Origin of the sequence: Pseudomonas sp. KCJK9058, assembly GCF_046230975.1 — a bacterium.
Taxonomy (GTDB): Bacteria; Pseudomonadota; Gammaproteobacteria; order Pseudomonadales; family Pseudomonadaceae; genus Aquipseudomonas; species Aquipseudomonas alloputida.
Window position 1 is genome coordinate 98760 of the sequence record NZ_JBJJLR010000009.1, and the last position, 23301, is coordinate 122060.

A 23301-nucleotide genomic window follows, 5' to 3' on the forward strand; every position below is an offset into this window, starting at 1 on the left:
GCATTCTAGCCAAACCGCAGCCGGGATGCATGGTTGGCTGACCAGCGCTGTGCGTTCAATTGACCCGAATGGCGCAATCGAAGGTCTGCACCGGGCGCACTTCCGGGGCCCAGGGTTGCTGGTAGACCAATACCAGGTTCCCTTCGCCGGCAGCGCGGGCCTGGAAGCGCCAGGTCGACATGCCCGAGCTGCCGACGATACCGGTGTCTTCAGGCGCGCTGTAAACCTCGGGACCAAGGCTTTGCAATACGTTGGGCGCCGGGTTCTGTAACAGCCAGCGGTAGCCGGTGGTGGGGTTGCTGGGCAGGGTAAGCGTGAGGACCTGACCGACCTGCAGGCGCTTTGGGCATTCGCTTTCGGCGTCCAGGTCAACAGGCTGCGAGGGTTGTTGAGCGCAGGCAGAAAGCAGGGCGAAGCTCAGGGGAACGAGCAGACGAGGAGAGGTCATGGTGGCTCCGAAGGCTGGCGATGGCCTGAGGATAACCGATGATCGAGGACATTTGTGTTGCCTGTGCCGGCCCTTTCGCGAGTAAGCCCGCGCCTGCAGGGATAGCGTACCCGTGCAGGCGCGGGCTTGCCCGCGAAGAGGCCGGTACAGGCTAGAACAGCACTTTCGCCACGTCGGCAAAGCGCTTGGCGAAATGCACTGTCAGGCCTTCGCGCAGGTAGTCCGGCAGTTCTTCGAAGTCGCCGCGGTTGGGCTCCGGCAGGATCAGTTCGAAAATCTTCTGCCGCCGCGCCGCAATCACCTTCTCGCGCACGCCGCCAATCGGCAGTACCTGACCGGTGAGGGTCAGCTCGCCCGTCATGGCGACACCCTTTTTGGCTGGCTGGTCGCGGGCCAGTGAAAGCAACGCGCTGGCCATTGTGATGCCGGCACTGGGGCCGTCCTTGGGGGTGGCGCCTTCGGGTACGTGCAGGTGGATGAACGCTTCGTTGAAGAAACCTGGATCCCCGCCAAATTGCTTGAGGTTGGAGCTGATGTAGCTGTAGGCAATTTCGGCAGACTCCTTCATCACGTCACCCAGCTTGCCGGTCAGCTTGAAGCCGCGGTTGTGGGTGTGGATGCGGGTCGCCTCGATCGGCAGCGTGGCACCGCCCATGCTGGTCCAGGCCAGGCCGGTGATCACGCCTTTGCCAGCCAGTACCTGCTCGCTGCGGAACACCGGTATGCCGAGTGCGGTCTCCAGGTCTTTGGTGCCGATCTTAAGTTTGGCGTCGGGGTTTTCCAGCAGCTTGACCACGGCCTTGCGCACCAGTTTGCCCAGTTGCTTCTCCAGCTGGCGCACACCGGCCTCGCGGGCATAACCGTCGATCACCAGGCGCAGGGCGCTGTCGCTGATGCTGAGGCTGGTCTTGGAAACGCCGGCCTTTTCCAGCTGCTTGGGCCACAGGTGGCGCTTGGCGATGGTCATTTTTTCTTCGGTGATATAGCCGGACAGGCGGATCACTTCCATGCGGTCGAGCAACGGCCCGGGTATCGAATCGAGGGTGTTGGCCGTGCACACGAACAGCACCTTGGACAAGTCCAAGCGCAGGTCGAGGTAGTGGTCGAGGAAGTCGACGTTCTGCTCGGGGTCGAGGGTTTCCAGCAACGCTGATGCCGGGTCACCCTGATAGCTCTGGCCCATCTTGTCGATTTCGTCGAGCATGATCACCGGGTTCATCACTTCGACGTCTTTCAGGGCCTGCACCAGCTTGCCTGGCTGGGCACCGATGTAGGTGCGGCGGTGGCCCTTGATCTCGGCTTCGTCACGCATGCCGCCGACGCTGAAACGGTAGAATGGCCGGCCGAGCGATTCGGCGATGGACTTGCCGATGCTGGTCTTGCCCACACCGGGCGGGCCCACCAACAGCACGATCGAGCCGCTGATCTCGCCTTTCCAGGCGCCCACGGCGAGGAACTCGAGGATGCGCTCCTTGATGTCGTCGAGGCCAGCGTGGTACTGGTCGAGAACTTTGCGCGCATGTTTGAGGTCGAGCTTGTCTTTGCCGTACACGCCCCACGGCAGGGCGGTGGCCCATTCCAGATAGTTGCGGGTGACGGCGTATTCGGGCGAGCCGGTTTCCAGGATGGCCAGTTTGCCCATCTCTTCATCGATGCGCTTGCGTGCCTGGGGCGGCAGGGTCTTGCCTTCCAGGCGCTGTTCGAACTGTTCGAGGTCGGCGCTGCGGTCGTCCTTGGTCAGCCCCAGCTCCTGCTGGATGACCTTGAGTTGTTCCTTGAGGAAGAACTCGCGCTGGTGCTCGCCGATCTGCCGGTTGACCTCGGCCGAAATCTCGTTCTGCAAGCGTGCGACTTCCACCTCTTTGCGCAGCATTGGCAGTACCTTTTCCATGCGTTTGAGCATGGGCACGCAGTCGAGCACTTCCTGCAACTGGTTGCCGGTGGCCGAGGTGAGCGCGGCGGCGAAGTCGGTGAGCGGCGAGGGGTCGTTGGGGCTGAAGCGGTTGAGGTAGTTCTTCAGCTCTTCGCTGTACAGCGGGTTGAGCGGCAGCAGCTCCTTGATCGCGTTGATCAGTGCCATACCGTAGGCTTTGACCTCGTCGGTCGGCTCGGCGGGCTGGCGCGGGTATTCGACTTCGACCAGGTAGGGCGGGCGGTGGTGCTTGAGCCAGTTGCGGATACGCACCCGGGACAGGCCCTGGGCGACAAACTGCAATTTGCCGTTTTCGCGGCTGGCATGGTGCACCTTGACCAGCGTGCCGTACTGCGGCAGTGCCGAGGTGTCGAAGTGGCGGTGGTCTTCTGGCGGGGTGTCCATGAAGAACAGCGCCAGGCAGTGGTCCGGTGACTTGGCCACCAGGTCGAGCGTTTCGGCCCAGGGTTCTTCATTGACGATGACCGGCAGTACCTGGGCCGGGAAGAACGGGCGGTTGTGGATCGGGATGACGTAGACCTTGTCCGGCAGCTGCTGGCCGGGCAGGGCGAGGGCGTGGCCGGTTTCGGCCTGGAGGGTGTGTTCGACTTCGCTGTGTTCGTCCGGGTGTTCCGGGAAATCCTGCTGGTCGCTCATGGGGCACCTGCGTGAATGACTATGGTGCTTAGATGGGGCGGGAGGGGATGGGTTTCAATGGTATGGGAGTGGCCTTGTGTCGCGATTGGGCTGCGCAGCAGCCCCAGCATCCATCCAGCATTCTAGAGCGTTGGGGCCGCTGCGCGAGCCAATCGCGACACAAGGCTCCACAAGGACTGCGCCAGGCTTTAGATGTGTACGGCGACTTTCAGGGCTTCCAGCGCCGGCTCGACGTTGATGCCCAGCGCTGCACCCAGCTCCATTACCCAGGGTTGATGGGCGGGTTTGCGGTGATGATGTTTCTCGACACTGCGCTGGGCTGAGGCTGAACACCGGCCTGTGGGAGCGGCCTTGTGTCGCGAAAGGGCCGCGAAGCGGCCCCGGCATTATTTGCATCGACGCTGAAACCCCGGGGCTGCTGTGCAGCCCTTTCGCGACGCAAGGCCGCTCCCACACGGATGGCGCCAGCTTTCAGAAATTGAGCAAGACAGTTGCTCCCACAGGGTTGAGCCTGCGGGAGCGGTGTCGCTTACTCAGCTAATTTGTAAGCGATGATGTAATCGCCCATCTTGGTGCCCAGCGAGCCATGGCCGCCGGCAGTCACCAGCACGTACTGCTTGCCGTCCTTGCCGGTGTAGCTCATCGGCGTAGCCTGGCCACCCGCTGGCAGGCGTGCCTTCCACAATTCCTTGCCGTTGTTCACGTCATAGGCGCGCAGGTACTGGTCGAGCGTGCCGCTGAGGAAACCGACGCCACCGGCGGTGACGATCGAGCCACCCATGCTTGGCACGCCAACCGGCAGGCCGATCGGCACCGGAGTGCTGTCCCGGGTGGTGCCGTTCTTGTGTTTCCACACCACCTTGTTGGTGAACAGGTCGATGGCGGCGACGTAGCCCCAGGCGGGTGCCTGGCACGGTACGCCGAGCGGCGACATGAACGGGTGCATGGTCACTGCATACGGTGCACCGGTGTTCGGCTGCACGCCGCTGGTCTCGCTTTCGCGCTTGCTGCCTTCGGCAACCTGCTCACGCGGGACCATCTTCGACACGAATGCCATGTAGTTGGGCGAAGTGAACAGCAACTGGCGCACCGGGTCGACCGACACGCTGCCCCAGTTGAATACACCTACGTTGCCGGGGTAGACCAACGAACCTTGTTCGGATGGTGGGGTGTACTGGCCTTCGTAGCGCAGCTCGCGGAACTGGATGCGGCACAGCATCTGGTCGAAAGGCGTGGCGCCCCACATGGCCTGTTCGGTCAGCTCTGGGCCGAGCAGGTTGAGGTCGGAACGAGCCTGGGTTGGCGAGGTGTGGTCGCCTTCCACTGCGCCTTGTGGGGTGGGGATCTCGCGGATCGGCACGATTGGCGTACCGTCGCGGCGGTCGAGCACGTACAGGCTGCCTTGCTTGGTCGGTACGATGATCGCCGGTTTCACGCCATCGTCGGTTTTCAGGTGTACCAGGGTCGGCTGGCTGCCGACGTCCATGTCCCACAGGTCGTGATGGGTGAACTGATAGTTCCAGCGTGCCTTGCCGGTGGCCAGGTCAAGGGCGACCACGCCGGCACTGTACTTCTCGGCGCCTGGGGTGCGGTCGGCGCCCCACTGGTCCGGGGTCTGGTTGCCCAGCGGCAGGTAGATCATGCCAAGGTCTTCGTCGACGCTGGCGATTGACCACATGTTGGCCGAGTTGCGGCTATACATTTTGCCGGCAGCCAATGGCTTGGTGTCGTCCGGGTTGTTGCTGTCCCAGTTCCACACCAGGTGGCCGTCGTGCACGTCGTAGGCGCGGATCACCCCGGACGGCTCATTGGTCGACTCGTTGTCGGTGACGTGGCCACCGATGATCACCAGGTCACGGGTAATGGCAGCAGGCGAGGTGGAGTAATAGCCGCCGGCGGTGAACGGGCCAATGCCGGTGGTGAGGTCGATCACGCCCTGGTTGGCGAAACCTTCGCAGACCTTGCCGTTGTCGGCGTTGATGGCGATCAGGCGGGCATCTGCAGTCGGCAGGTAGAGACGACGCGGGCAGGCTTGGGCCACCGCCTGGCCTGCGTCGGTAATTTTCGGCGCCGGGCTGCCGTCGCGGCTGACGTAGCGGTTTTCGTCATAGTACGAGACGCCGCGGCACGTCATGTGGGCAAAGCCTTTGAAGGTGCCGGTCGGGCTCTTGACCTGCGGGTCGTAGCGCCAGATTTCCGCGCCAGTGTCCGGGTCCAGCGCCAGCAGGCGGCTGTGCGCGGTGCAGGCGTAGAGCATGCCGTTGACCTTCAGCGGGGTGTTCTGGTTGGTCAGCTCCACCGGGTCGTTTTCGGTTGGCAGATCACCGGTGCGAATGCGCCAGGCCTCTTCCAGGCGGTAGGCGTTCTGCGGGGTGATCTGGTGCAGCGGCGAGTAGCGGTCGCCATGCTCGGTACGGCCGTAAGCCTGCCATTCGCCGTCGGGCATGGCCGGTGCGGCACTGGCCATTTCGCTGCTGTCGCGGCCCAGTTCGCCGAACACTTCACCGGGATGGGTGAACTGGCTGCCCAGCGCGCAAGCGCCCGAAGCGACCACTGCCAGGCCGAGCAGTGCAGTATTGGCTTTGCTGGCCGGGCCGATCAGCGGGCGACGTGCCCACGGAAGCAGCAGCACCACGCCGATGGCGAACCAGATGGCCAGACGGGGCACCAATTGCCACCAGTCCAGGCCCACTTCGAGCAGGGCCCAAACGGTGCTGCCCAGCAGCACCAGGCCATACAGGCCCAGGGCGATCTGGCGTTGGGCCAGCAGCAGGATGCCCGAAAGGGCAAAGCCGATACCGGCGATCAGGTAGTACAGCGATCCGCCCAGCTGGCTCAGCTTGATACCGCCGGCCAGCAGGGCCAGGCCCATCAGCAACAGCAGCGCGCCAATCAGGCGCGGTAGCCAGCGGCTTCCTTGGTTCGCACCTTCAGTGCTCATCGTAGGTTCTCCGTCAGGTCAAAAAAGGGGTTAGAAACTGCTCTGGATCTTCAGGCCGCCGATCAGGGCGCCATCCACCTGCGACACCCCGCCCGGGTGGCGGATGTACTGCAGGTTGGGGCGTACCGTGAGCCAGTCGGCCAAATGGATGCCGTAGTACAGCTCGGCGCTGTACTCGGTGTCCTGCACGGGCAGGAAGCCTGGGTTGTCGTAGTCGTAGAGGCCGGCGGCCTGGTTGGCCAGGCGGGCGTTCTTGCGATAGGCAGGGTTGACGTGCACGCGGGCCAGGGCGAAACCGATGTCGTCCTTGGCGCGGGCATCGAAGGGCCCTTTGAATACCAGTCCTGCCTGCACATAGTTGTCGATGGCATTGGTCTTCTTGTCATGCACGGTGGCGTTGGCGAAAACGCTCAAGCCGCGTGACTGGTCGGACGCCAGCGAGGTGACCTGCTGCTGGGCGCCAATCCACAAGCCGTGCTTGCTCGAGCTGCTGCGGTAGGCGGCGCCGCTGATGGCGGCCGGCTGACCGTTGCTGTCCTTGAGAACATCTTGTGCCTTGGCATTACTGTAGTAGTAGCCGGCACGATATTCCCCTTTCAAGCCTTGGATACGTGGGGTCCATACCAGTTCGAACGGCATTACCGCACCTTGGGTGCCGCTGCCGCTGAGCTTGAAACCATTGCCAGATTCAAGGTTGGAAGGGTTCTGCTCGAAGACGCCGACCTGGGCGTACAGCTCAGGGGTAAGGTTGTAGCGCACGCGCAGGGCCCACTGGCTGACTGGCCAGTTGTACCAGATGCCACCCACCCAGTTGCCCACCTGCGAGCCGCAGAAGGCCAGGTTCTGGAAGTCGCAAGGGAAGCTGTTGAAGTCCTCGCCTTCACCGAAGCGGCCGAATTTCACATCCAGCGCACCGTCGAAGTACTTCTGCTTGATCCACATTTGCGTCAGCCGCCAGGTTTCGCCGCGGCCCCAGACTTCCTGGGCGGAGGTGAAGCCGCCGACACGCGGGTCGTTGATGCGGTCGTTGCTGATGTTGTCGCCGTGACGCTCGGTGACGGTCAGTTGGAGTTCGGTGTCGTGCCAGCCGAGGATCTTGTCCAGGTCCAGGTGGCTGCCAAAGGTGAACTGGTCGCTGTAGCGCGCGGTGCGGTCGTGGTCGTAGCCGCCGTGCAGGTTGCTGCCCATCTCGCCGGTGTAGCCAAGGGTAAAGTCGTAGCCCTTTTCCAGCAGTTCGCTGCGGGTTCCACCCCAGTCGCCGAGCATCCACGGGGAGTCGCTGGCGAACATTTCGCTGGCGCTGGCGGGGTTTGCCAAGGCACTGAGGGCGAGGCCGATGTAACAGGTTTTGGGCAGTTGGAACATGAGATAGCGCTATCTTTTGATTATTGAAAAAACGGCAAGCGCATCGAAGGGCGAGCCCCTCAATGGATATGGCGACAAGGTTGTTCGATGAAGCGTTTCAGCTTGCGGCGGGGAGGATATAGGGGAAGTAGTAAGAAAAAAAGACAAATTGTCGCAGAGGATTGTTGTTGAACGGGCAACAGTCGTCATTAATCGAGGCCGTTGTAGGAGCGGGTTCACCCGCGAATGCGCCGGTTGACCTACCATCGTCTTCGCGGGTGAACCCGTTCCTACACCGATCTTCGTCGCTTGTGGTTCAGAAGGTGGTACGCAACCCGACTTCCACACTGCGCCCCGGCGCCGGTGCGATATCGCGCAGGATCGAACTGGCGTAGCGCACGGTCTGGTCGGTGAGGTTTTCGCCGCGTACAAACGCCAGCCACTGGCTCTGGCCAATGTCGAAGCGGTAGCCAACGCTCGCCCCCAAGGTGGTGTAGCCATCGGTGCCGGTTTCGTTGGCGGGTTTGCGGTGCTGCGACGCAGCGTGCTGCACGTCTACCCGCGCCTGCCAGCGGTCCAGTTCCCAGACCAGACCGCTGTTCAGGCGCAGCGGGGCGATGCGGGGCAGTGGCTCGCTGCTGTCCAGGTTCTTGGCCCGGGTGTAGTCACCGGACAACTCCAGCGCAAAGCTGCCGTAACGGTTCTCGACCAGTTGCCAGCGGTCCTGGGCCTCGATGCCGTAGAAGCGCGCCCGCACACCTTGGTACTGATATTCCGGGTAGCCGTCGTCATGATCGTGGTCGTGGTCATCCTCGTCATGGTCGTGATCATGCCCGCCCTCACGCAGGTTGCCGGTGCCGATCAGGCCGATGTAGTTGCGAAAGTGGCTGTAGAATACCCCAACACTGCCCTTGTGGGTGCCGTTGTCGAAGCGCAGCGCCAGGTCGGCGGAAATCGCCTTTTCCTTGTTCAGGCTGGCGTCACCGACTTCAAACGCGCCGGTGGCTACGTGCGCGCCATTGGCGTACAGCTCGTAAAAGGTAGGGGCGCGCTCGGTGTAGCCGAGGTTGGCGGCCAGCGACCAGACCGGGTCGAGCTGGTACACAGCCCCCGACGACAGGCTGAAGGCGTTGAAGCTGCTGGCGCTGTCGGCGTCGACGAAGTTCTCGTTGCCTTTGGCGTCCGGGTCTACGCGGGTGTGTTCCATGCGCGCGCCCAGGCTCAGGTTCAAGCGTTCGGTGGCTTGCCACTGCTCCAGCATGAACAGCGCCAGGCTGTCGGTATCGGTGTGCGGGACGAAGGCTTCCTCGCCCAGGGCGGAGAATTCGTTGCGGCTGACCTGGGCACCGATCATCCCTTCCACCGGTCCGAGCGGCTGGTGACGGGCTTCGATGCGGGCTTCGTAGCCCTTGTTCTTGAAGGTGGTATGGACCTCGCCTTCCTCGATTTCGCTGTGTTCGTAGTCGGTGTAGCCGGCATCTACCTTGACCGAGCTGAAAGGGCCGTCGAGGTCGCGCAGTTCGGAGGCGAAGGCGTAGTGATCCTGTTTCATGTCCAGGCGCACGCCGGACTCGGCCACCGAGCCGTAGTTGCTGTCGTAGCGGCTGTACGACAGGCCGGCGTAGCCGTGGTCCCAGTGGTAGGCACCACCGATTGCGCCGCCGTCCTGGCGACCGTCGCTGTTTTCCAGGCGGTGTTTGCTGCCGGGCTCGTCGGCATCGCGCACCTTGGCGCTGTGTGCGTAGCCCGGGATGCGCAGGTCGTTGAACTGGCGGCTGTTGGCGTCCAGGTGCAGGGCGAAGGCGCCGTCGCCGGCCTCCAGCTTGCCGGCGCTGCTGCGGGTGGTGTCCGCGCCGCCGTAACGCAGTTCACCGGCACCGTGGATGCCCTCGATCGGCGAGTCCGGGATGCGGTTGTCGAAGGTGTTGACCACGCCGCCGATGGCGTTGCCGCCGTAAAGCAGGGCGGCCGGGCCACGGACGATTTCGACGCGCTCGACGGTTACCGGGTCCAGCGGCACGGCATGATCGTAGGACAGCGACGAGGCATCCAGGGCACCGACGCCATTGCGCAGGATACGAATGCGGTCGCCATCCAGGCCGCGGATCACCGGGCGGCTGGCGCCAGGGCCGAACCAGGTAGAGGCGACACCGGGCTGCTTGTTCAGGGTTTCACCCAGGCTGCCGTGCTGCTGTTGCAGCAGGTTGTCGCCTTCGAGCACGGTGCTGGGGGCGGCCAGTTGGCGGTTGCCCAGCGGGTTGGCGGTGATGACCTGTGGCTCAAGTTCTACGGCCTGGCTGGGGGATGCAGCCAGCCAGAGTGCGACGGCAAGGGGGGAGAGGCGAAGCGGTGTGTACAGCATGGGGATGGGGCGTTCCTTGGCAGATGCTTTTTAGTGTTACAACATAACATAACTATTCCATCACAGAGGTTTTGCCTCTGACCAGCGATTTTTCTGTCGACTTGACGGATCCCTCCCACCACTACACTCGTGTAAGGTGCGCATCTTTCCTACGGAGCACAGCATGAGCACGGCCCAACACAACGCGCTGCACGGCAAGACCCTTGAGCAGATCCTCACCGAGCTGGTGGCGCATTACCAATGGCATGGCCTGGCCGAGCGCATCGATGTGCGCTGCTTCAAGAGCAACCCGACCATCAAGTCGAGCCTGACTTTTCTGCGCAAAACGCCATGGGCGCGGGAAAAGGTCGAGCAGTTGTACGTGAAGCTGCAGCGTCAGGCCTGACATGTCGCGTCGCCCTTGGCTGACCGGCATGGCTGTGCTTGGCTGGTTCGGCCTGGCCGTGCAGGTGAACCTGGTACTGCTGGCGCGTTGGCAGGAACAGGCCAGCCTGATTGGCGGCCTGATCAATGTGTTTGGCTATTTCACCGTGCTGACCAATACCCTGGTGGCGACGGTGCTCAGCTATGCCGCGTTCGGCCGGGAAGGCCGTGGCAAACGCTTTTTCCTGTCGCCCTCGGTAAGCTCTGCAGTGGCCGCCAGTATCGTGCTGGTGGCGCTGGCCTACAGCGTGCTGCTGCGTCATTTGTGGCAACCACAGGGTTGGCAATGGCTGGCGGACGAGTTGCTGCACGACGTGATGCCGGTGCTGTATGCCCTGTACTGGTGGTGCGAGGTACCCAAGGGCAGGTTGCGGCTATGGCATTTGCTGGTATGGGCGGTGTACCCGGCGGTCTACTTTGGTTATGCGTTGTGGCGGGGGAGCGAGATTGGCGTGTATGCCTATCCGTTCATTGATGTGGCCAGTCTGGGGTATGGGCAGGTGATGCTCAACGCCCTTGGGGTGCTGGCGGGTTTCTGGGGGATAGGGCTGGTGTTGCTTGGGCTGGATCGGTGGCGGGGGCTGCACAGGTTGGCTTGACCTGTAACGGCCTCTTCGCGGGCAAGCCCGCTCCCACAGAGCAATCACACGCCCAGGGGGCTGTGGTATTCGCTGTGGAAGCGGGGGACACGCGGTGCCTGGGTATCAGCAGCAGGGCACAAGATTTCTGATGCCCCCAAATTGCCAGGGCCGCGATTGCGTCTTAGTGCTTCTTCCCTTGCATGCTCGAAGCCCATTGCTCGCTGCGACTATGCCCACTGGTTCTCAACACACCCAGGTCCAGCGCATTTTCCCCATCCGCCGCCATTTTGCTTTTGGCTATCTCGGCGATTGCCGTGCCCAGATCCACCGGTGAGTTGGACGCATCAAGCGACAGGTCTCGGCGATAGTCATTGCCGCTTAGCGTTTCCTGGGTGACCGAGTTGGCGTCGAGCCTCACGTCGCCTTTGGCCGACTGCAAGCGTGCCCCTACCAGATGAGCGTTGCCACCGACCTGCAGGTCGATGCCGTCGCTGCTTTTAAGCGTGGTCTGACGCGTCACGTTGTCGCGCTGTGCATGCGACACGTCGAGGCTGACGGTCGGCGAGAACCCTGGGTCTGCCTTGCTCAGGGCAGAACCGGCCGTTTTCTCGACCTTGCCTCCCAGCGGCCCTGCCACCGATTTGGCCGCGTTGACATAGCCCTGCGGGTTTTTCTCCTGGCTCAGCCTGACATCGCCCTTCACGCTCAGGGTGTTGACGTTGTCCTTGAGGCTGGCGATGCGCAGGTCACCGTCGATTGTGCCGCCAATATGCTTTGCATCCAGGGTGGCACTCTCGATGCGGGTATCGCCGCGGCTTTGCAGGTCGATGCGCTCGGCGCGCAGGTCACTGGTATTCCAGGTGAGGTTGTCGCGCTTGTCGAGCTCTACCTTGAGCCGGCCATGCAGGCCGCGGGTGTCCAACGCGCCCTTGGCCATGTTGAAACCGGCGCCGGCCGAGATGTCGAGGTTGTCGCGTCGCTCCTGGCTGGAAGAGGCTTCAACCAGCATGCCGCCATTCGAGGCGTCGAGGGTGATCTGTTCGGCCGAGGCCTGCAGGCCTTGCAGGTGCAGGGCGATGTCCTCGCGGGCGCTGCTGGCCAGGGTCAGTGTGCCGTTGCTGGCAAACTGGGCATCGACCGCCTGACGTGCATGTTCGTCCTGCTTGCCGTGGCTGAAGTGGCCGCCTATGGCTCCCCCCTGGGTCTGGCCAGCCTTGGCCGCCAGCTCCATGCCGCCACCCAGGTTGGCACCTGTGGCCTGCTGGGTGTTGCTGGCCGCCTTGACCTGCAACTGGCCGCCGCTTTGCACCCGTATGTCGCCGGCCTTGGCCTCGCGGTTGCCAATGCGGGTGCCTTCGAGCAACAGGTCGCCGGCGCTGGTCAGTTGAACTTCGCCCTTGGCGTCGATTTGTGCCACTTGTGCCTTGCTCTGCGTGCTCAGCTTCTGGCCATGGTCCAGATAGCCCCGGCCATCGACGCCGGTGCTGCCCGGGCGGTTGCCGACTTTGGCCCAGGCATTGCCATCGAGCTGGCGTGACTGCTGTTCGGCCTGGTCGGTCGCCTGGGGTAGGGCCAACGACCCTGCACTGTGCATGATCACGCTGCCTTCACCGCCATCGATGCGGGCCCCTTCGTAGCGGCCATCGCTGCCCAGCTGTACCTGGATACCCTGTTGCCCGTAAAGGCTGCCGGGCACGGCGGTGCTGGCGATATCCTTTTTATCCAGCGACCCTCCTTTGCCGGCGGCGCGTACATTCAAGTCCTCGCCGGTGCTGGTGTCCAGGCGCGCGTCGCCACCATAGGCCAGGCGTTGAACGGTGGTTTCCTGGGTATTTTCGGCGGGGCTCACCTGGTGCTGCTGCGCCTCGATTTTCAGCGAGCCGGCATTGGCCCGCCAGGCTGTGCCCTGGTCGGCCAGTGTGTCAGCCTTGACCTCGACCTTTGCTGCGGACAACTCGCTGACCTGAGCAATGCCACGGCGCTGGTTTTCCAGGCGCTTGAGGTGTTCAACCGTCATGTCGGCACCCACGCTGGGCGGTGCCATGGCGTCTTCGGGCGAGGCTTGCTGGAAGCGCGCGGCTTCCTCACCCAGCACCAGGCGTTCGATAGGGCGGGTCAGGTCGCGGTATTCGATACTGGCGCCCAGGCTACCCGACCAGTCGTCACGGCTTTGTTCATGTTCATGGGTATCCTGCACTGCACGGTTATCGATGCGTTCGGCGGTCACCTGCAGGGTGTTGCCGGCCTCGACGTGCACGGCCTCGGTGAGCAGTGCATCACTGCGCAATTTCAGATCGCCGCTGGCCTGCAACTCGCTGCGCTGCACCTTGCTTTCGCGTTCGGCTTGCACCTCGCGGTTGTGATGGCCTTCGAACAAACTGCCCAGGCGGTCGATGCCACCGGTTACCGTCAGCCCGCCACCACTTTCGGTGGTGCTGGTGACTACGTCACGGTCGTTGCGGGTCGCCCCCAGTGTCACTTCCCGCGCCTGCACATCGAGGTCGCCGGCAGTGGCCTGGACCTTGCTGCCGTTGACCTGCAGGTGCGCGCTGCTGCTCATGCCCACCGAGGCACCCTTGAGCTCACTGGCAACCTGGCTGGTCGCGCGCTGCTTGCTGGTGGTGGTCACGACCTCATACGCCACGCCAGCCGCGTATTGGCGAGACTCGGGCTTGCCATCCTCGGCTTCCTGGGTCTGTCTGGCGCTGGCCGTGAAACCGCGTTGTTGGTCGCGGGTTTCGCGTTCATCGACCGATTGCGCACTCCCAATCAGCAGGTCGCCTTTGGCCTCGACTTGCAGATGCTTGCCAGCGGCAACCTTGGCGCCCTGGATGCGCATCTCTTCGGCACTGGCCAGGCGCAGGTTGCTGGTCGAGCTGACGTCGCTGACCAGTACCTGCTGTTTGCGGTCCGTGCTTTCGTGCGTGCTGCCGATCAGGCCGAACAGCTTACTGTCACTGGTGCGCTGGGTGGAGGTCGTGCTGCCATGGTCCGCCTCGATGGCCAGCGAGCCGTTCTCGCTGTAGAGCACCGCGTCCTGTTTACCGAACACGGTGCTGCCTTTGATGGCGACCTGGTCGGCTCTGACTGTGAGCTCGCCATCGCTGGTTATGGTGCTGCCCGCGACGACCTGGCCCTCGGTGTCGTTACCTTTTCGATCGCCAAAGAATGTACCGGATACCAGGTCGCCTCGGTAATCGCGTTGGGTACCGTGTTCCTGCAAGGTGGTGGTGCCGATGTCGGCCTGTTTTGCCTGGATAGCCAGATCGCCGCGGCTGTGCAGGCTGCTGCCCTGCACGTTGAGGTTGTCGCTTGCCTTTATCGACATGTGCCCGGCGCTCAGGGTACTGCCCTTTGCGGTTTCCTTGAGCTGGTCGCTATCGCTGTCACCGCGCCATAAATCCTTGCGATGACGCACCTGCTGTTCGGTGCGTTTGCTGTCGATGCCGGCGAGGATGTCCAGGCCGGCACCGCTGTCGACCGTCAGCTCGCTACCGGCGTCCACCTTCGCTGCGGTCATGCGCATGTCGTCGCCGGACTGCAACAGCACGCTGTCAGTGCCCAGCAATTGACTGCCCTGTTGCTGCTGGTGGGTGGTGGTGGTTTTGCTGTTGTAGGTTTCGCGGGTGACGAACCAGAACTTCTTGTTCCAGCTGTCACTGTCGTGCTTGATGTGCTCGATTGTCTTGGCGTCCAGTGTGAGTTTCTTGCCCGCCCTTGCTTCGATTCGCGGGGCCTGGCCGTCGACCGTTTCAAGCATCAGGTCATCGGCAGCGGTGAGTTTCAGCACGCCGCGCTCGCTGCGCAGCTCGGTCGGGCGGTCGCCACTGCCACTGACATGCAGGCCCCCGGCCGAGCTGATGTCGACCCCCTCGGCGCCCAGAATCTGCGAGGCCCCCACACGCACACCCGCGCCTTCGGCGGTACTTACCACACGGATACGCCCGGCGCGCATGGCGCCGAACAGGCTGGCATCAATGCTCGACGAGGGGCTGGGCAGGTGTTCGACCACCTCGCCGCTGCGGCTGTCGATACGGTTGCGACCGACGGTGATGTCGAGCGTTTCGCTGGCCATGAGCAGGCCTTTGCTGTCCACGCGTGGTGCGATCAGTTCGAGTGCGCCACCGGCATTGCCCTGGCCATGCTCCAGTACCTGCAGGGTGCCACTGGCCGTGAGCGTATCGAGATACCTGAGCTGTTGCTCCTCGAATTGCGGGGTGCCCACCACGAAGCCTGCGCGGGTGGTGTTGATGAAACTGCCGCCATTGAGGGTGATGCCATTGGGGTTGGCCAGTATGTAGTCGGCCGGGCGCCCGAAGATTTCCTGCGGCCCCTCGATCAGCGAGGCGTTGCGGCTGACCACTTCGTTAAGAATGGTCGAGGCGGCCTGGCCTTGAAATTGCGGGTTGGCCGCCAGGGCACCGGCCAGTTGCGACTGCCCGGCAGCGGTGGCGTTGTTCAGCACCAGGCCAGGGGTGGCAACGTTGTAGTCGATGAACTGGTTGTGTGACAGCCCCTTGGCGTTGGGCGGCACGATGTCGATCACCGGCACCCCGTGGCCATTGTGGATGACCGGGGTCCCCCCGGGGCCGCTGGCTGCTTCCAGTCCTGTCTGAGCCAGTGCGGCGCTGGGCCCGAGCACGGCGAGGAAGATTGCCCAGCGCAAGGTATCCGGGCGAACAGGCGGTAACTGCGAGAGTGTTTGCATTTTCTCGTTCTCTTTGTTGTGGGTGAATCAGATGTTCAGGGTCCAGTCCAGCACCCAGAAGCCGGGCTCCAGCAGCGGGCGGGGCAGGTCACTGGTGTACAAGGCGCGTTGGTAGTCCAGGCGCAGGCGGCTGCCGGGCAGGCTCAGTTCCAACCCTGCGGCGGCCCCGGCCAGGCGTTGTGACGGTTTGCCTTCGGCGGTGCGAACCCAGCCCTGGTCCAGGCCGAAGTAGGGGCGTATCTCGAAGGGGTGGGCCCAGGTCAGTGGCAGCGCTTGGCTGAACGTATTGCGCCAGACGGCGCTGCTGGCACCGGAGTAAGTGTGCAGACGAAAGCCGCGGACAGCCGAATCGTCGCTGACCAGCAGTTGTTCGACGGCAGGCAGCGGGTCGCGGCTGTACTGCAGGGCCAGCTCGCTCTGCCAGCGCCAAGGGTTGGGTGCCGGGCCCTGACGCAGGTGCAGCAGGTTGGCGCGGTATTTGCGAAAGTCCGGGCGCAGGCGTTGAGCACCCAGGGGCGCGCGGTCGGCACCCAATGCGTCAATGCCTTGGGCAACGCCGAAGTAGCCGTTCCACAAGCCATTTTCGAGCCACAGCAGGTTGAGGCCGGCCTCTACCGTGGCCAGCGTCGGGCTCTGCTGGACGATAACTGCGCCAGCGCTGCGGTTGATCAGCTGCTTGCGGTCCAGCCGGGCGCTGGCGCTGAGCATGCCTTGCTGGTTGCGCCACAACACCCGCTCGACACTCAGGCCCTGATAGCTGCTGCTGCCGTCGGCAGCCTTGTCGCTGTAGGGGAGTGGGGCTTGATAGCTTAGCTGGCTGGCGCTGAGGGCAAAGGTCCAGGCGCCGTAGGGGATGCTGTAGTACAACGATATCCCTTGGCTTTGGCCGGGCGTATCGAGCACCGTGCGGGTCCACGACAGGCGCAGCTCATCATTGAGGCCAAGCGGGCTGTCCAGGCCAATGCCGAGGTTGACGCGGTGGCGGCCCGTCAGCTCGCTGCCCCGGTTGTCGAAGCGGCTGTCCAGGTGCCAGCGTGAAGCAACCTTGCCCGGCTGCACGACCACGCGGGTGCCGCCTTGCAGTTCGCCGGGCAGCAAGGTGGCGCCCAGTTCATAGGCGCGAAGGCGGTTGAGCTGGTCCAGGCCTTGCTCAAGGTCGGGCAGGTACAGTGGTTGCCCGAGCAGGCCTGGGAAGGCACTGGAGAGGGACAAGGGCAGGTCGGGCCCTGCCAGCTCGATGGTTTCGACAAAGCCTTCGACAATGACGATGTCCAACGGCATGCCCTGTTCTGGGGGCTGTCGCAGGTAGGGTCGGCTGGTTGGGTAGCCGGCTTGTACATAACGTTGGGTGATGGCTTTGAGCAGCCGATTGATGTCGGCGATGCCCATGCAGGCAGGCGTGAGCGCACGGAGGGTGGGCGCCAGTGCCGAGCTCGAAAGCCGGTGCATGCCCGCCACGCGCACGCCATCGACTGCCCAGCAGCGATCATCGTGCGGTCGCTGGGAAGTGCTGTTGGTCGGTTCAGTCGGGGCGGATATGCGCCGCCAGCGCTCCAGCCGCTGCTGTTGCTCCAGTTGCCGCAGCCCATGCTGTTGATCGCGCAACTGCTGGCTGGCAGGGTCGTCGGCCATCACGTGAGGAATGGACAGCACGCCTGACAGGCAACTGGCCGACAGCCAATGGGCGATGCGGTGAATCAGGCACGGCATTGAAGCACCCCGCAAATGATGTACGGTTTTCGTACTCGTCTGCGTGGATGCTAAAAATTAAGTCACTCGCCTGGATGCAGTACCCTGCCTAAGCAACTGTCAGGCAAGTTCTCGCAAAGTGGTGAGAAGGTTCCTACAACCTGTACTGAAAGGCCCTATATCAAGGCCTGATCTCGATCAGCGTTCCATCCCGTACCAAGTCCCACACTTCCTGCATGTCGCGGTTGCGCATGGCAATGCAACCATCCGTCCAGTCCAGGGTATGGAAGTACCATTCCGGGTATTCATCGTTGATCGGCGTGCCGTGAATCATGATCATGCTGCCGGCACTCACCCCTGCCCGGGTCGCGCGGGCGGCATCGCTGATGTTCGGGTAGTTGATGTGCATGGCCAGGTTGAAGCGGTCGCTCTGCTTGCGCCAGTCCAGCCAGTACAAGCCCTCAGGGGTTTTCTTGTCGCCTTCGCGTTCCTTGGCGCCCTTGGGCTGCTTGCCCAGCGAGATGCGGTAGGTTTTCAGCGGCTCGCCACGGCTGATCAACTGCAGGCGGCGCTCGGACTTGATCACCAGTACCTTGTCGATCAACGGTTGCATGGCTTGCTGCGAAGGCGATGGGGTTTGCGCTGCCGGTGCAGGCTTGCGGATGATGGTTTCGGTGAAGGCCGCCTGGGACACCGAGGTAACGCAAAGGCAGAAGAGGGCAAGCAACCAGCGCATGTAACAGTATCCCTGAAGGCGTTTAGGTGTGTGGCGAAACGTTCATCGGCGGCAGGTATTCATGGCCTATGGGGTAGTGCTGGCCGATGCGGTCGCGATAGTAGCATTCTAGTGTGCGAGTGACGGTGCGGAAAGCCAGCGCGTTCCACGGTATCTCATGTTCTTCGAACAGGCGCACCTCCAGGCTTTCGGCTCCCACGGCAAAGTCCAGGTCCGTCAACTCGGCGCGGAAGAACACATGCACCTGGTTGATGTGCGGCAGATCGAACAGCTGGTACAGGGACGTTGGCCCGACCCGGGCGCAGGCTTCCTCTACGGTTTCGCGACGCGCGGCCTGGTCGAGGGTTTCGCCGTTTTCCATGAAACCGGCGGGCAGGGTCCAGAAACCCCGGCGCGGTTCGATGGCGCGGCGACACAGCAACACCTGGCTGCCCCAGGTCGGTAGCACGCCGGCCACGATGTTGGGGTTCTGGTAGTGGATGGTCTGGCAAGAGCCGCAGACGTACCGCAGGCGGCTGTCGCCCTCGGGGATCTGCTGAGTGACCGGTTGGCCGCACGCGCTGCAGAATTTCATGTGTGGTTCCTTATGTTCAAGGCTATCTTGGCGCGGCCACCGTGCCGCCGCAAGCGCTGGGGCTTGGGTGCTTCGCGGCTTTGGTGCATGATGCAACACAGGACCTGGATACGAGCGTGCGCAATGCTGGACGAGCTACTTCGCCGAATGAGCAACCACCAACCCGCGTCATTGGAAACCGACAGGCGGTTCCCCGAAGCGGCGGTCCTCTTGCCCATTACCCGCAGCGAAGCGCCCGAACTGGTTTTGACCCTGCGCGCCAAGGGCCTGTCTACCCACGGTGGTGAAGTCGCCTTTCCCGGTGGCCGCCGCGACCCGGAAGACCCGGACCTGGTCTTTACTGCCCTGCGCGAGGCTGAAGAAGAAATCGGCCTGCCCCCTGGCCTGGTGGAGGTGATTGGCCCGCTCAGCCCGCTGATTTCGCTACATGGCCTGAAAGTGACGCCATTCGTCGGGCTTATCCCGGACTTCGTCGAGTATCGCGCCAATGATGCCGAGATCGCGGCAGTATTCACCGTGCCGCTGGAATTCTTCCGCCAGGACCCGCGTGACCATACCCACCGTATCGATTACCAGGGGCGTAGCTGGTATGTGCCAAGTTACCGCTATGGTGAATACAAGATCTGGGGGTTGTCGGCGATCATGATCGTCGAGCTGGTCAACCTGCTGTTCGATGCCGGTATCAGCCTGCATCAACCCCCGGAGCGTTACATCGAAAATTGAGCGGGGCCTACCCCGCCGTCTGCGTCGCAGCCTGAGGAACAAGCATGAAATATCGCCTGGGCGACCTGCGGGTCGAGAGCCACCCCACCAGTTGGGCCGCCCCCAACGCCACGCTCATTGGCAACGTGCGCCTGCAAGCCAATGCCAGTGTGTGGTTTGGCGCGGTGTTGCGTGGTGATAACGAGCTGATCGACATTGGCGAAGGCAGCAACGTGCAGGATGGCACGGTGATGCACACTGACATGGGCTCGCCATTGACGTTGGGCAAGGGCGTGACCGTGGGCCACAATGCCATGCTGCATGGCTGTACAGTGGGCGACTTCAGCCTGGTTGGTATCAACGCAGTGATCCTCAATGGCGCACGCATCGGCAAGCACTGCATCATCGGCGCCAACGCACTGATTGCCGAGGGCAAGGAAATCCCGGACGGTTCGCTGGTGATGGGCTCGCCGGGCAAGGTGGTACGCGAGCTGACCGAGCAGCAGAAACGCATGCTGGAAGCGAGTGCCGCACATTACGTGCATAATGCCCAGCGTTATGCGCAAGCGTTGGTGGTTGATGATGAGTGATGTGGCAGAGCGGCCGGTGGCATCGCCGTGCGTGAGCATTTGCGCGCTGGACGAGCAGGATATCTGCACCGGCTGCCAGCGTACCGTGGCCGAGATTGGCCGCTGGGGGCGGATGGACAACCACGAGCGCCGGGCGGTGCTCAAGCGTTGCCATGAACGGGCAGTAGAAGCCGGCCTCATCTTGCAGGCCTGACGCGAACCCTGTCGGAGCGGGTTTACCCGCGAACACCGGCGAAGCCGGTGCCATGCACCGCAGTGGCAGCTTCGCGGGCACGCCCGCTCCCACAGGTACAGCGACAGCCTTGAGGGCTGCACAACATCTGTGGGGGCGGGTTTACCCGCGAACGGCCCAGCGGTAATCTGTACGGCTTGCCCACAGACAGCCCGCCATGTTCTATCTGATTGCCTATATCAGCAGCGTAGTGCTGATCAACTACGCCTTCTCCAGTGCCCCGCATCTGGACATCATCTGGTCCGCCTGGGGCGGCCTGGTGTTCATCCTGCGCGACATGGTGCAAACCCGCTTCGGTCACGGCGCGCTGGTGGCCATGCTGGCGGCGCTGGTGTTGTCCTATGTCACCTCGGAGCCGGCCATCGCCCTGGCCAGCGCCACTGCGTTCTTCATTTCCGAGCTGATCGACTGGCTGGTGTTCAGCATCACCCGTCGGCCGCTGCGCGACCGCCTGTGGCTCAGTTCGGCGCTGAGCATCCCGGTGGATACCTTCATTTTCTTCGGCATGATCGGCGCTTTGACCCCGGCAGTCATCGGCACCGCGATGGCCTCGAAGTTCGCCGGTGTAACGGCGGTGTGGCTGGCCATGGCATTTCGCGCCCGGCGGGCCGCCGTGGCCGGTTGATGGTGTAGAATAGCGGTCCTTTTTCAGCGGGTGGCGCCTAGCCTGGCGCGGCCCCGGATGCCTTCGAGGACCTGAAATGATCCGTATCGGAACCCCATTGTCGCCCACCGCGACCCGTGTACTGCTCTGCGGCTGTGGCGAGCTGGGCAAGGAAGTGGTAATCGAGCTGCAGCGCCTGGGCGTCGAAGTAATCGCCGTCGACCGTTACGCCAATGCTCCGGCTATGCAGGTGGCGCACCGCAGCCATGTGGTCAACATGCTCGATGGCGTTGCCCTGCGCGCGGTGATCGAAGCTGAGAAGCCGCACTACATCGTTCCGGAAATCGAAGCCATCGCCACCGCCACCCTGGTCGAGCTGGAAAACGAAGGCTTCACCGTGGTGCCCACCGCCCGCGCCACCCAGTTGACCATGAACCGCGAAGGCATCCGCCGCCTGGCTGCCGAAGAGCTGGACCTGCCAACCTCGCCTTACCACTTCGCCGACACCTATGAAGACTACGCCAAGGCCGTAGCCGACCTGGGTTACCCGTGCGTGGTCAAACCGGTGATGAGCTCGTCGGGCAAGGGCCAGAGCCTGCTGCGCAGCGATGCTGACCTGCAGGCGTCGTGGGACTATGCCCAGGAAGGCGGCCGCGCTGGCAAGGGCCGGGTGATTGTCGAAGGTTTCATCGACTTCGAATATGAAATCACCCTGCTGACCGTGCGCCACGTGGGCGGTACCACCTTCCTTGAACCTGTCGGGCACCGTCAGGAGAAGGGCGATTACCAAGAGTCCTGGCAGCCACAGGCCATGAGCCCGAAGGCGCTGGCCGAATCGCAGCGCGTGGCCAAGGCGGTCACCGATGCCCTCGGCGGTCGCGGCCTGTTTGGTGTGGAGCTGTTCGTGAAGGGCGACCAGGTGTGGTTCAGCGAAGTGTCGCCGCGCCCGCATGACACCGGTCTGGTCACCCTGATTTCCCAGGACCTGTCGCAATTCGCCCTACATGCCCGCGCCATTCTCGGCCTGCCGATTCCGGTGGTGCGTCAGTTCGGCCCGTCGGCCTCGGCAGTGATCTTGCCCGAAGGCCAGTCCCAACAGACCAGCTTCGCCAACCTGGGCGCAGCGCTGAGCGAGCCGGATACCGCCATTCGCCTGTTCGGCAAGCCGGAAATCAACGGTACCCGCCGCATGGGCGTGTGCCTGGCGCGTGACGAGTCGGTCGAACTGGCGCGGGCCAAGGCGACCCGTGCTTCGCAGGCGGTCAAGGTCGAGTTCTGATCCGAGAGTGCTGGGGCTGCTTCGCAGCCCTATCGCGACACAAGGCCGCTCCCACAGGGATCGCGTAAGCCTGGAAGCTGCGCTATCCCTGTGGGAGCGGCCTTGTGTCGCGATAGGGCCGCAAAGCGGCCCCAGTGGCTTACAGCGTGGTATCCCGCGTCTCTTTCAGGCACAGCACGGCAATCAGGCTGATCACCGCCGCCGCCGACACATAACCGCCCACCCAGCTCAACCCCCCCATGCTCACCAGCTTCTGGGCAAAGAACGGTGCCGCCGAGGCGCCAACGATGCCGCCCAGGTTATACGCCGCCGAGGCACCGGTATAACGCACGTGGGTCGGGAACAGCTCTGGCAGCAGTGCCCCCATCGGCGCAAAGGTCACGCCCATCAGGAACAGCTCGATGGCCAGGAACAGCGCCACCCCCGCAGTCGATCCCGAGGTCAGCAGCGGTTCCATGGTAAAGCCCGAAGCTATCGCCAGCAGGCCGCCGACGATCAGTACCGGCTTACGCCCGTAACGGTCACTGAGCCAGGCCGACAACGGTGTGGCCAGTGCCATGAACACCACCGCGAAGCACAGCAGGCCAAGGAACGTTTCGCGGCTGTAGCCCAGTGTGGTCACGCCGTAGCTCAGCGAGAACACCGTGGAAATGTAGAACAGTGCATAGCACACCACCATGGCCGCAGCGCCCAGCAGGGTTGGCAGCCAGTATTTCGAGAACAGGTCGACCACCGGCATTTTCACTCGCTCGTGGCGGGCAACGGCCTTGGCGAACACCGGGCTCTCTTCGAGCTTCAGGCGCACGTACAGGCCTACCAGTACCAGTGCGGCGCTGAGCAGGAACGGAATGCGCCAGCCCCACTCACGGAACTGCTCGTCGCTGAGCACCAGGGCCAGGGTCAGGAACAGGCCGTTGGCTGCCAGGAAGCCGATTGACGGGCCCAGCTGCGGGAACATGCCGAACCAGGCCCGTTTGCCTTCCGGCGCGTTTTCGGTAGCCAGCAGGGCCGCGCCACCCCATTCGCCGCCCAGGCCCAGGCCTTGGCCAAAACGCAGCAGGCAGAGAATGATCGGCGCCCACACGCCAATGCTGTCATAGCCCGGCAACACGCCAATGGCGGTGGTGGATACGCCCATCAGCAGCAGCGAGGCGACCAGCGTCGACTTGCGGCCAATGCGGTCGCCGAAGTGACCGAACAACGCCGAGCCCAGTGGCCGGGCGAGGAAGGCGATACCGAAGGTGAGGAAGGCGGCCAGCATTTGCGCGGTGCCCGACCCGGACGGGAAGAACACCGGGCCGATCACCAAGGCTGCGGCGGTGGCGTAGACGTAGAAATCATAGAACTCGATGGCGGTGCCGATGAAGCTGGCAGTGGCGACCCGCGCAGGCGAGTTGACGGGTGTGGCAGGCGCTTGGGCGTAAGTGCTGCTTGTCATTGAATAGGTCCCTGACAGTCTGGTCCGGCTCCATGGGCTTGGCCCGCAGTGGCGTGCCCTGTAGAAGGCACGGTGACGCGG

18 protein-coding genes are annotated in these 23301 nt (G+C 63.4%); 8 read left to right on the forward strand and 10 right to left on the reverse strand.

Annotated elements, in window-relative coordinates; genetic code table 11:
- Positions 1-55 precede the first annotated feature (55 nt).
- Both ACK59Z_RS08190 and lon read right to left on the reverse strand, forming a co-directional pair.
- Entirely contained in the window at positions 56-448 is a 393-nt protein-coding gene (locus ACK59Z_RS08190) for a protease inhibitor I42 family protein (protein WP_003252079.1), read from the reverse strand.
- 151 nt (positions 449-599) lie between these two features.
- Positions 600-3017 carry an endopeptidase La gene (gene lon / locus ACK59Z_RS08195; protein WP_012053599.1) on the reverse strand — a complete coding sequence of 806 codons (2418 nt, stop codon included), beginning with the start codon at positions 3015-3017 and terminating at the stop codon, positions 600-602.
- Positions 3018-3211: 194 nt separating this feature from the next.
- On the opposite strand from lon, the gene ACK59Z_RS08200 reads away from it, so the two are divergent.
- A complete protein-coding gene (locus ACK59Z_RS08200; RefSeq protein WP_257784239.1) occupies positions 3212-3340 on the forward strand; it encodes a hypothetical protein in 129 nt (42 codons plus the stop codon).
- A 206-nt stretch (positions 3341-3546) separates the two neighbouring features.
- Here ACK59Z_RS08200 and ACK59Z_RS08205 read toward each other — a convergent pair whose 3' ends face one another.
- The 3 genes from ACK59Z_RS08205 to ACK59Z_RS08215 all read right to left on the reverse strand — a co-directional run bounded on the left by ACK59Z_RS08205 (position 3547) and on the right by ACK59Z_RS08215 (position 9664).
- On the reverse strand, positions 3547-5958 hold the full coding sequence (locus tag ACK59Z_RS08205) for a glucose/quinate/shikimate family membrane-bound PQQ-dependent dehydrogenase (protein WP_019752450.1): 2412 nt from the start codon (positions 5956-5958) through the stop codon (positions 3547-3549).
- 30 nt (positions 5959-5988) lie between these two features.
- The gene (locus tag ACK59Z_RS08210) at positions 5989-7323 is read right to left on the reverse strand and encodes a carbohydrate porin (RefSeq protein WP_108191192.1); all 1335 of its coding nucleotides are present in this window, start codon (positions 7321-7323) and stop codon (positions 5989-5991) included.
- A 295-nt stretch (positions 7324-7618) separates the two neighbouring features.
- Positions 7619-9664 (reverse strand): TonB-dependent receptor, encoded by a 2046-nt coding sequence (locus ACK59Z_RS08215; protein WP_409292768.1) that lies wholly within the window; start codon positions 9662-9664, stop codon positions 7619-7621.
- A gap of 163 nt (positions 9665-9827) precedes the next feature.
- Between ACK59Z_RS08215 and ACK59Z_RS08220 the strand changes: the two genes are divergently transcribed.
- Both ACK59Z_RS08220 and ACK59Z_RS08225 read left to right on the forward strand, forming a co-directional pair.
- Positions 9828-10049, forward strand: coding sequence for a VF530 family DNA-binding protein (locus ACK59Z_RS08220; protein WP_012053596.1), 222 nt, complete (start codon positions 9828-9830; stop codon positions 10047-10049).
- Between the two features lies 1 nt (position 10050).
- A complete protein-coding gene (locus ACK59Z_RS08225; RefSeq protein ID WP_004575440.1) occupies positions 10051-10686 on the forward strand; it encodes a Pr6Pr family membrane protein in 636 nt (211 codons plus the stop codon).
- A gap of 163 nt (positions 10687-10849) precedes the next feature.
- Here ACK59Z_RS08225 and ACK59Z_RS08230 read toward each other — a convergent pair whose 3' ends face one another.
- The 4 genes from ACK59Z_RS08230 to ACK59Z_RS08245 form a co-directional block, all read right to left on the reverse strand.
- Complete coding sequence (locus ACK59Z_RS08230) at positions 10850-15376, reverse strand: hemagglutinin repeat-containing protein (protein ID WP_409292770.1); 4527 nt, start codon at positions 15374-15376, stop codon at positions 10850-10852.
- 27 nt (positions 15377-15403) lie between these two features.
- Positions 15404-17086 (reverse strand): ShlB/FhaC/HecB family hemolysin secretion/activation protein, encoded by a 1683-nt coding sequence (locus ACK59Z_RS08235; RefSeq protein WP_409292772.1) that lies wholly within the window; start codon positions 17084-17086, stop codon positions 15404-15406.
- Between the two features lie 160 nt (positions 17087-17246).
- Positions 17247-17801, reverse strand: a complete 555-nt coding sequence (locus ACK59Z_RS08240) for a murein L,D-transpeptidase family protein (RefSeq protein ID WP_003252119.1) — start codon at positions 17799-17801, stop codon at positions 17247-17249.
- Between the two features lie 22 nt (positions 17802-17823).
- A complete protein-coding gene (locus ACK59Z_RS08245) occupies positions 17824-18375 on the reverse strand; it encodes an NUDIX hydrolase (protein ID WP_054888642.1) in 552 nt (183 codons plus the stop codon).
- 123 nt (positions 18376-18498) lie between these two features.
- On the opposite strand from ACK59Z_RS08245, the gene ACK59Z_RS08250 reads away from it, so the two are divergent.
- From ACK59Z_RS08250 to purT, 5 genes are all read left to right on the forward strand, one after another.
- On the forward strand, positions 18499-19098 hold the full coding sequence (locus ACK59Z_RS08250; RefSeq protein ID WP_003252125.1) for a CoA pyrophosphatase: 600 nt from the start codon (positions 18499-18501) through the stop codon (positions 19096-19098).
- Positions 19099-19142: 44 nt separating this feature from the next.
- Positions 19143-19667, forward strand: coding sequence for a gamma carbonic anhydrase family protein (locus tag ACK59Z_RS08255; protein WP_003252127.1), 525 nt, complete (start codon positions 19143-19145; stop codon positions 19665-19667).
- Positions 19657-19860: a DUF1289 domain-containing protein gene (locus ACK59Z_RS08260; protein WP_033726433.1), complete on the forward strand. Its 204-nt coding sequence runs from the start codon at positions 19657-19659 to the stop codon at positions 19858-19860. The genes ACK59Z_RS08255 and ACK59Z_RS08260 overlap by 11 nt, the downstream gene beginning before the upstream one ends.
- Positions 19861-20056: 196 nt before the next feature.
- Positions 20057-20524: a VUT family protein gene (locus ACK59Z_RS08265; RefSeq protein ID WP_003252131.1), complete on the forward strand. Its 468-nt coding sequence runs from the start codon at positions 20057-20059 to the stop codon at positions 20522-20524.
- A 76-nt stretch (positions 20525-20600) separates the two neighbouring features.
- The gene (gene purT / locus ACK59Z_RS08270; protein WP_108191188.1) at positions 20601-21782 is read left to right on the forward strand and encodes a formate-dependent phosphoribosylglycinamide formyltransferase; all 1182 of its coding nucleotides are present in this window, start codon (positions 20601-20603) and stop codon (positions 21780-21782) included.
- 139 nt (positions 21783-21921) lie between these two features.
- Here purT and ACK59Z_RS08275 read toward each other — a convergent pair whose 3' ends face one another.
- On the reverse strand, positions 21922-23220 hold the full coding sequence (locus ACK59Z_RS08275; RefSeq protein ID WP_108191187.1) for an MFS transporter: 1299 nt from the start codon (positions 23218-23220) through the stop codon (positions 21922-21924).
- Positions 23221-23301 lie beyond the last annotated feature (81 nt).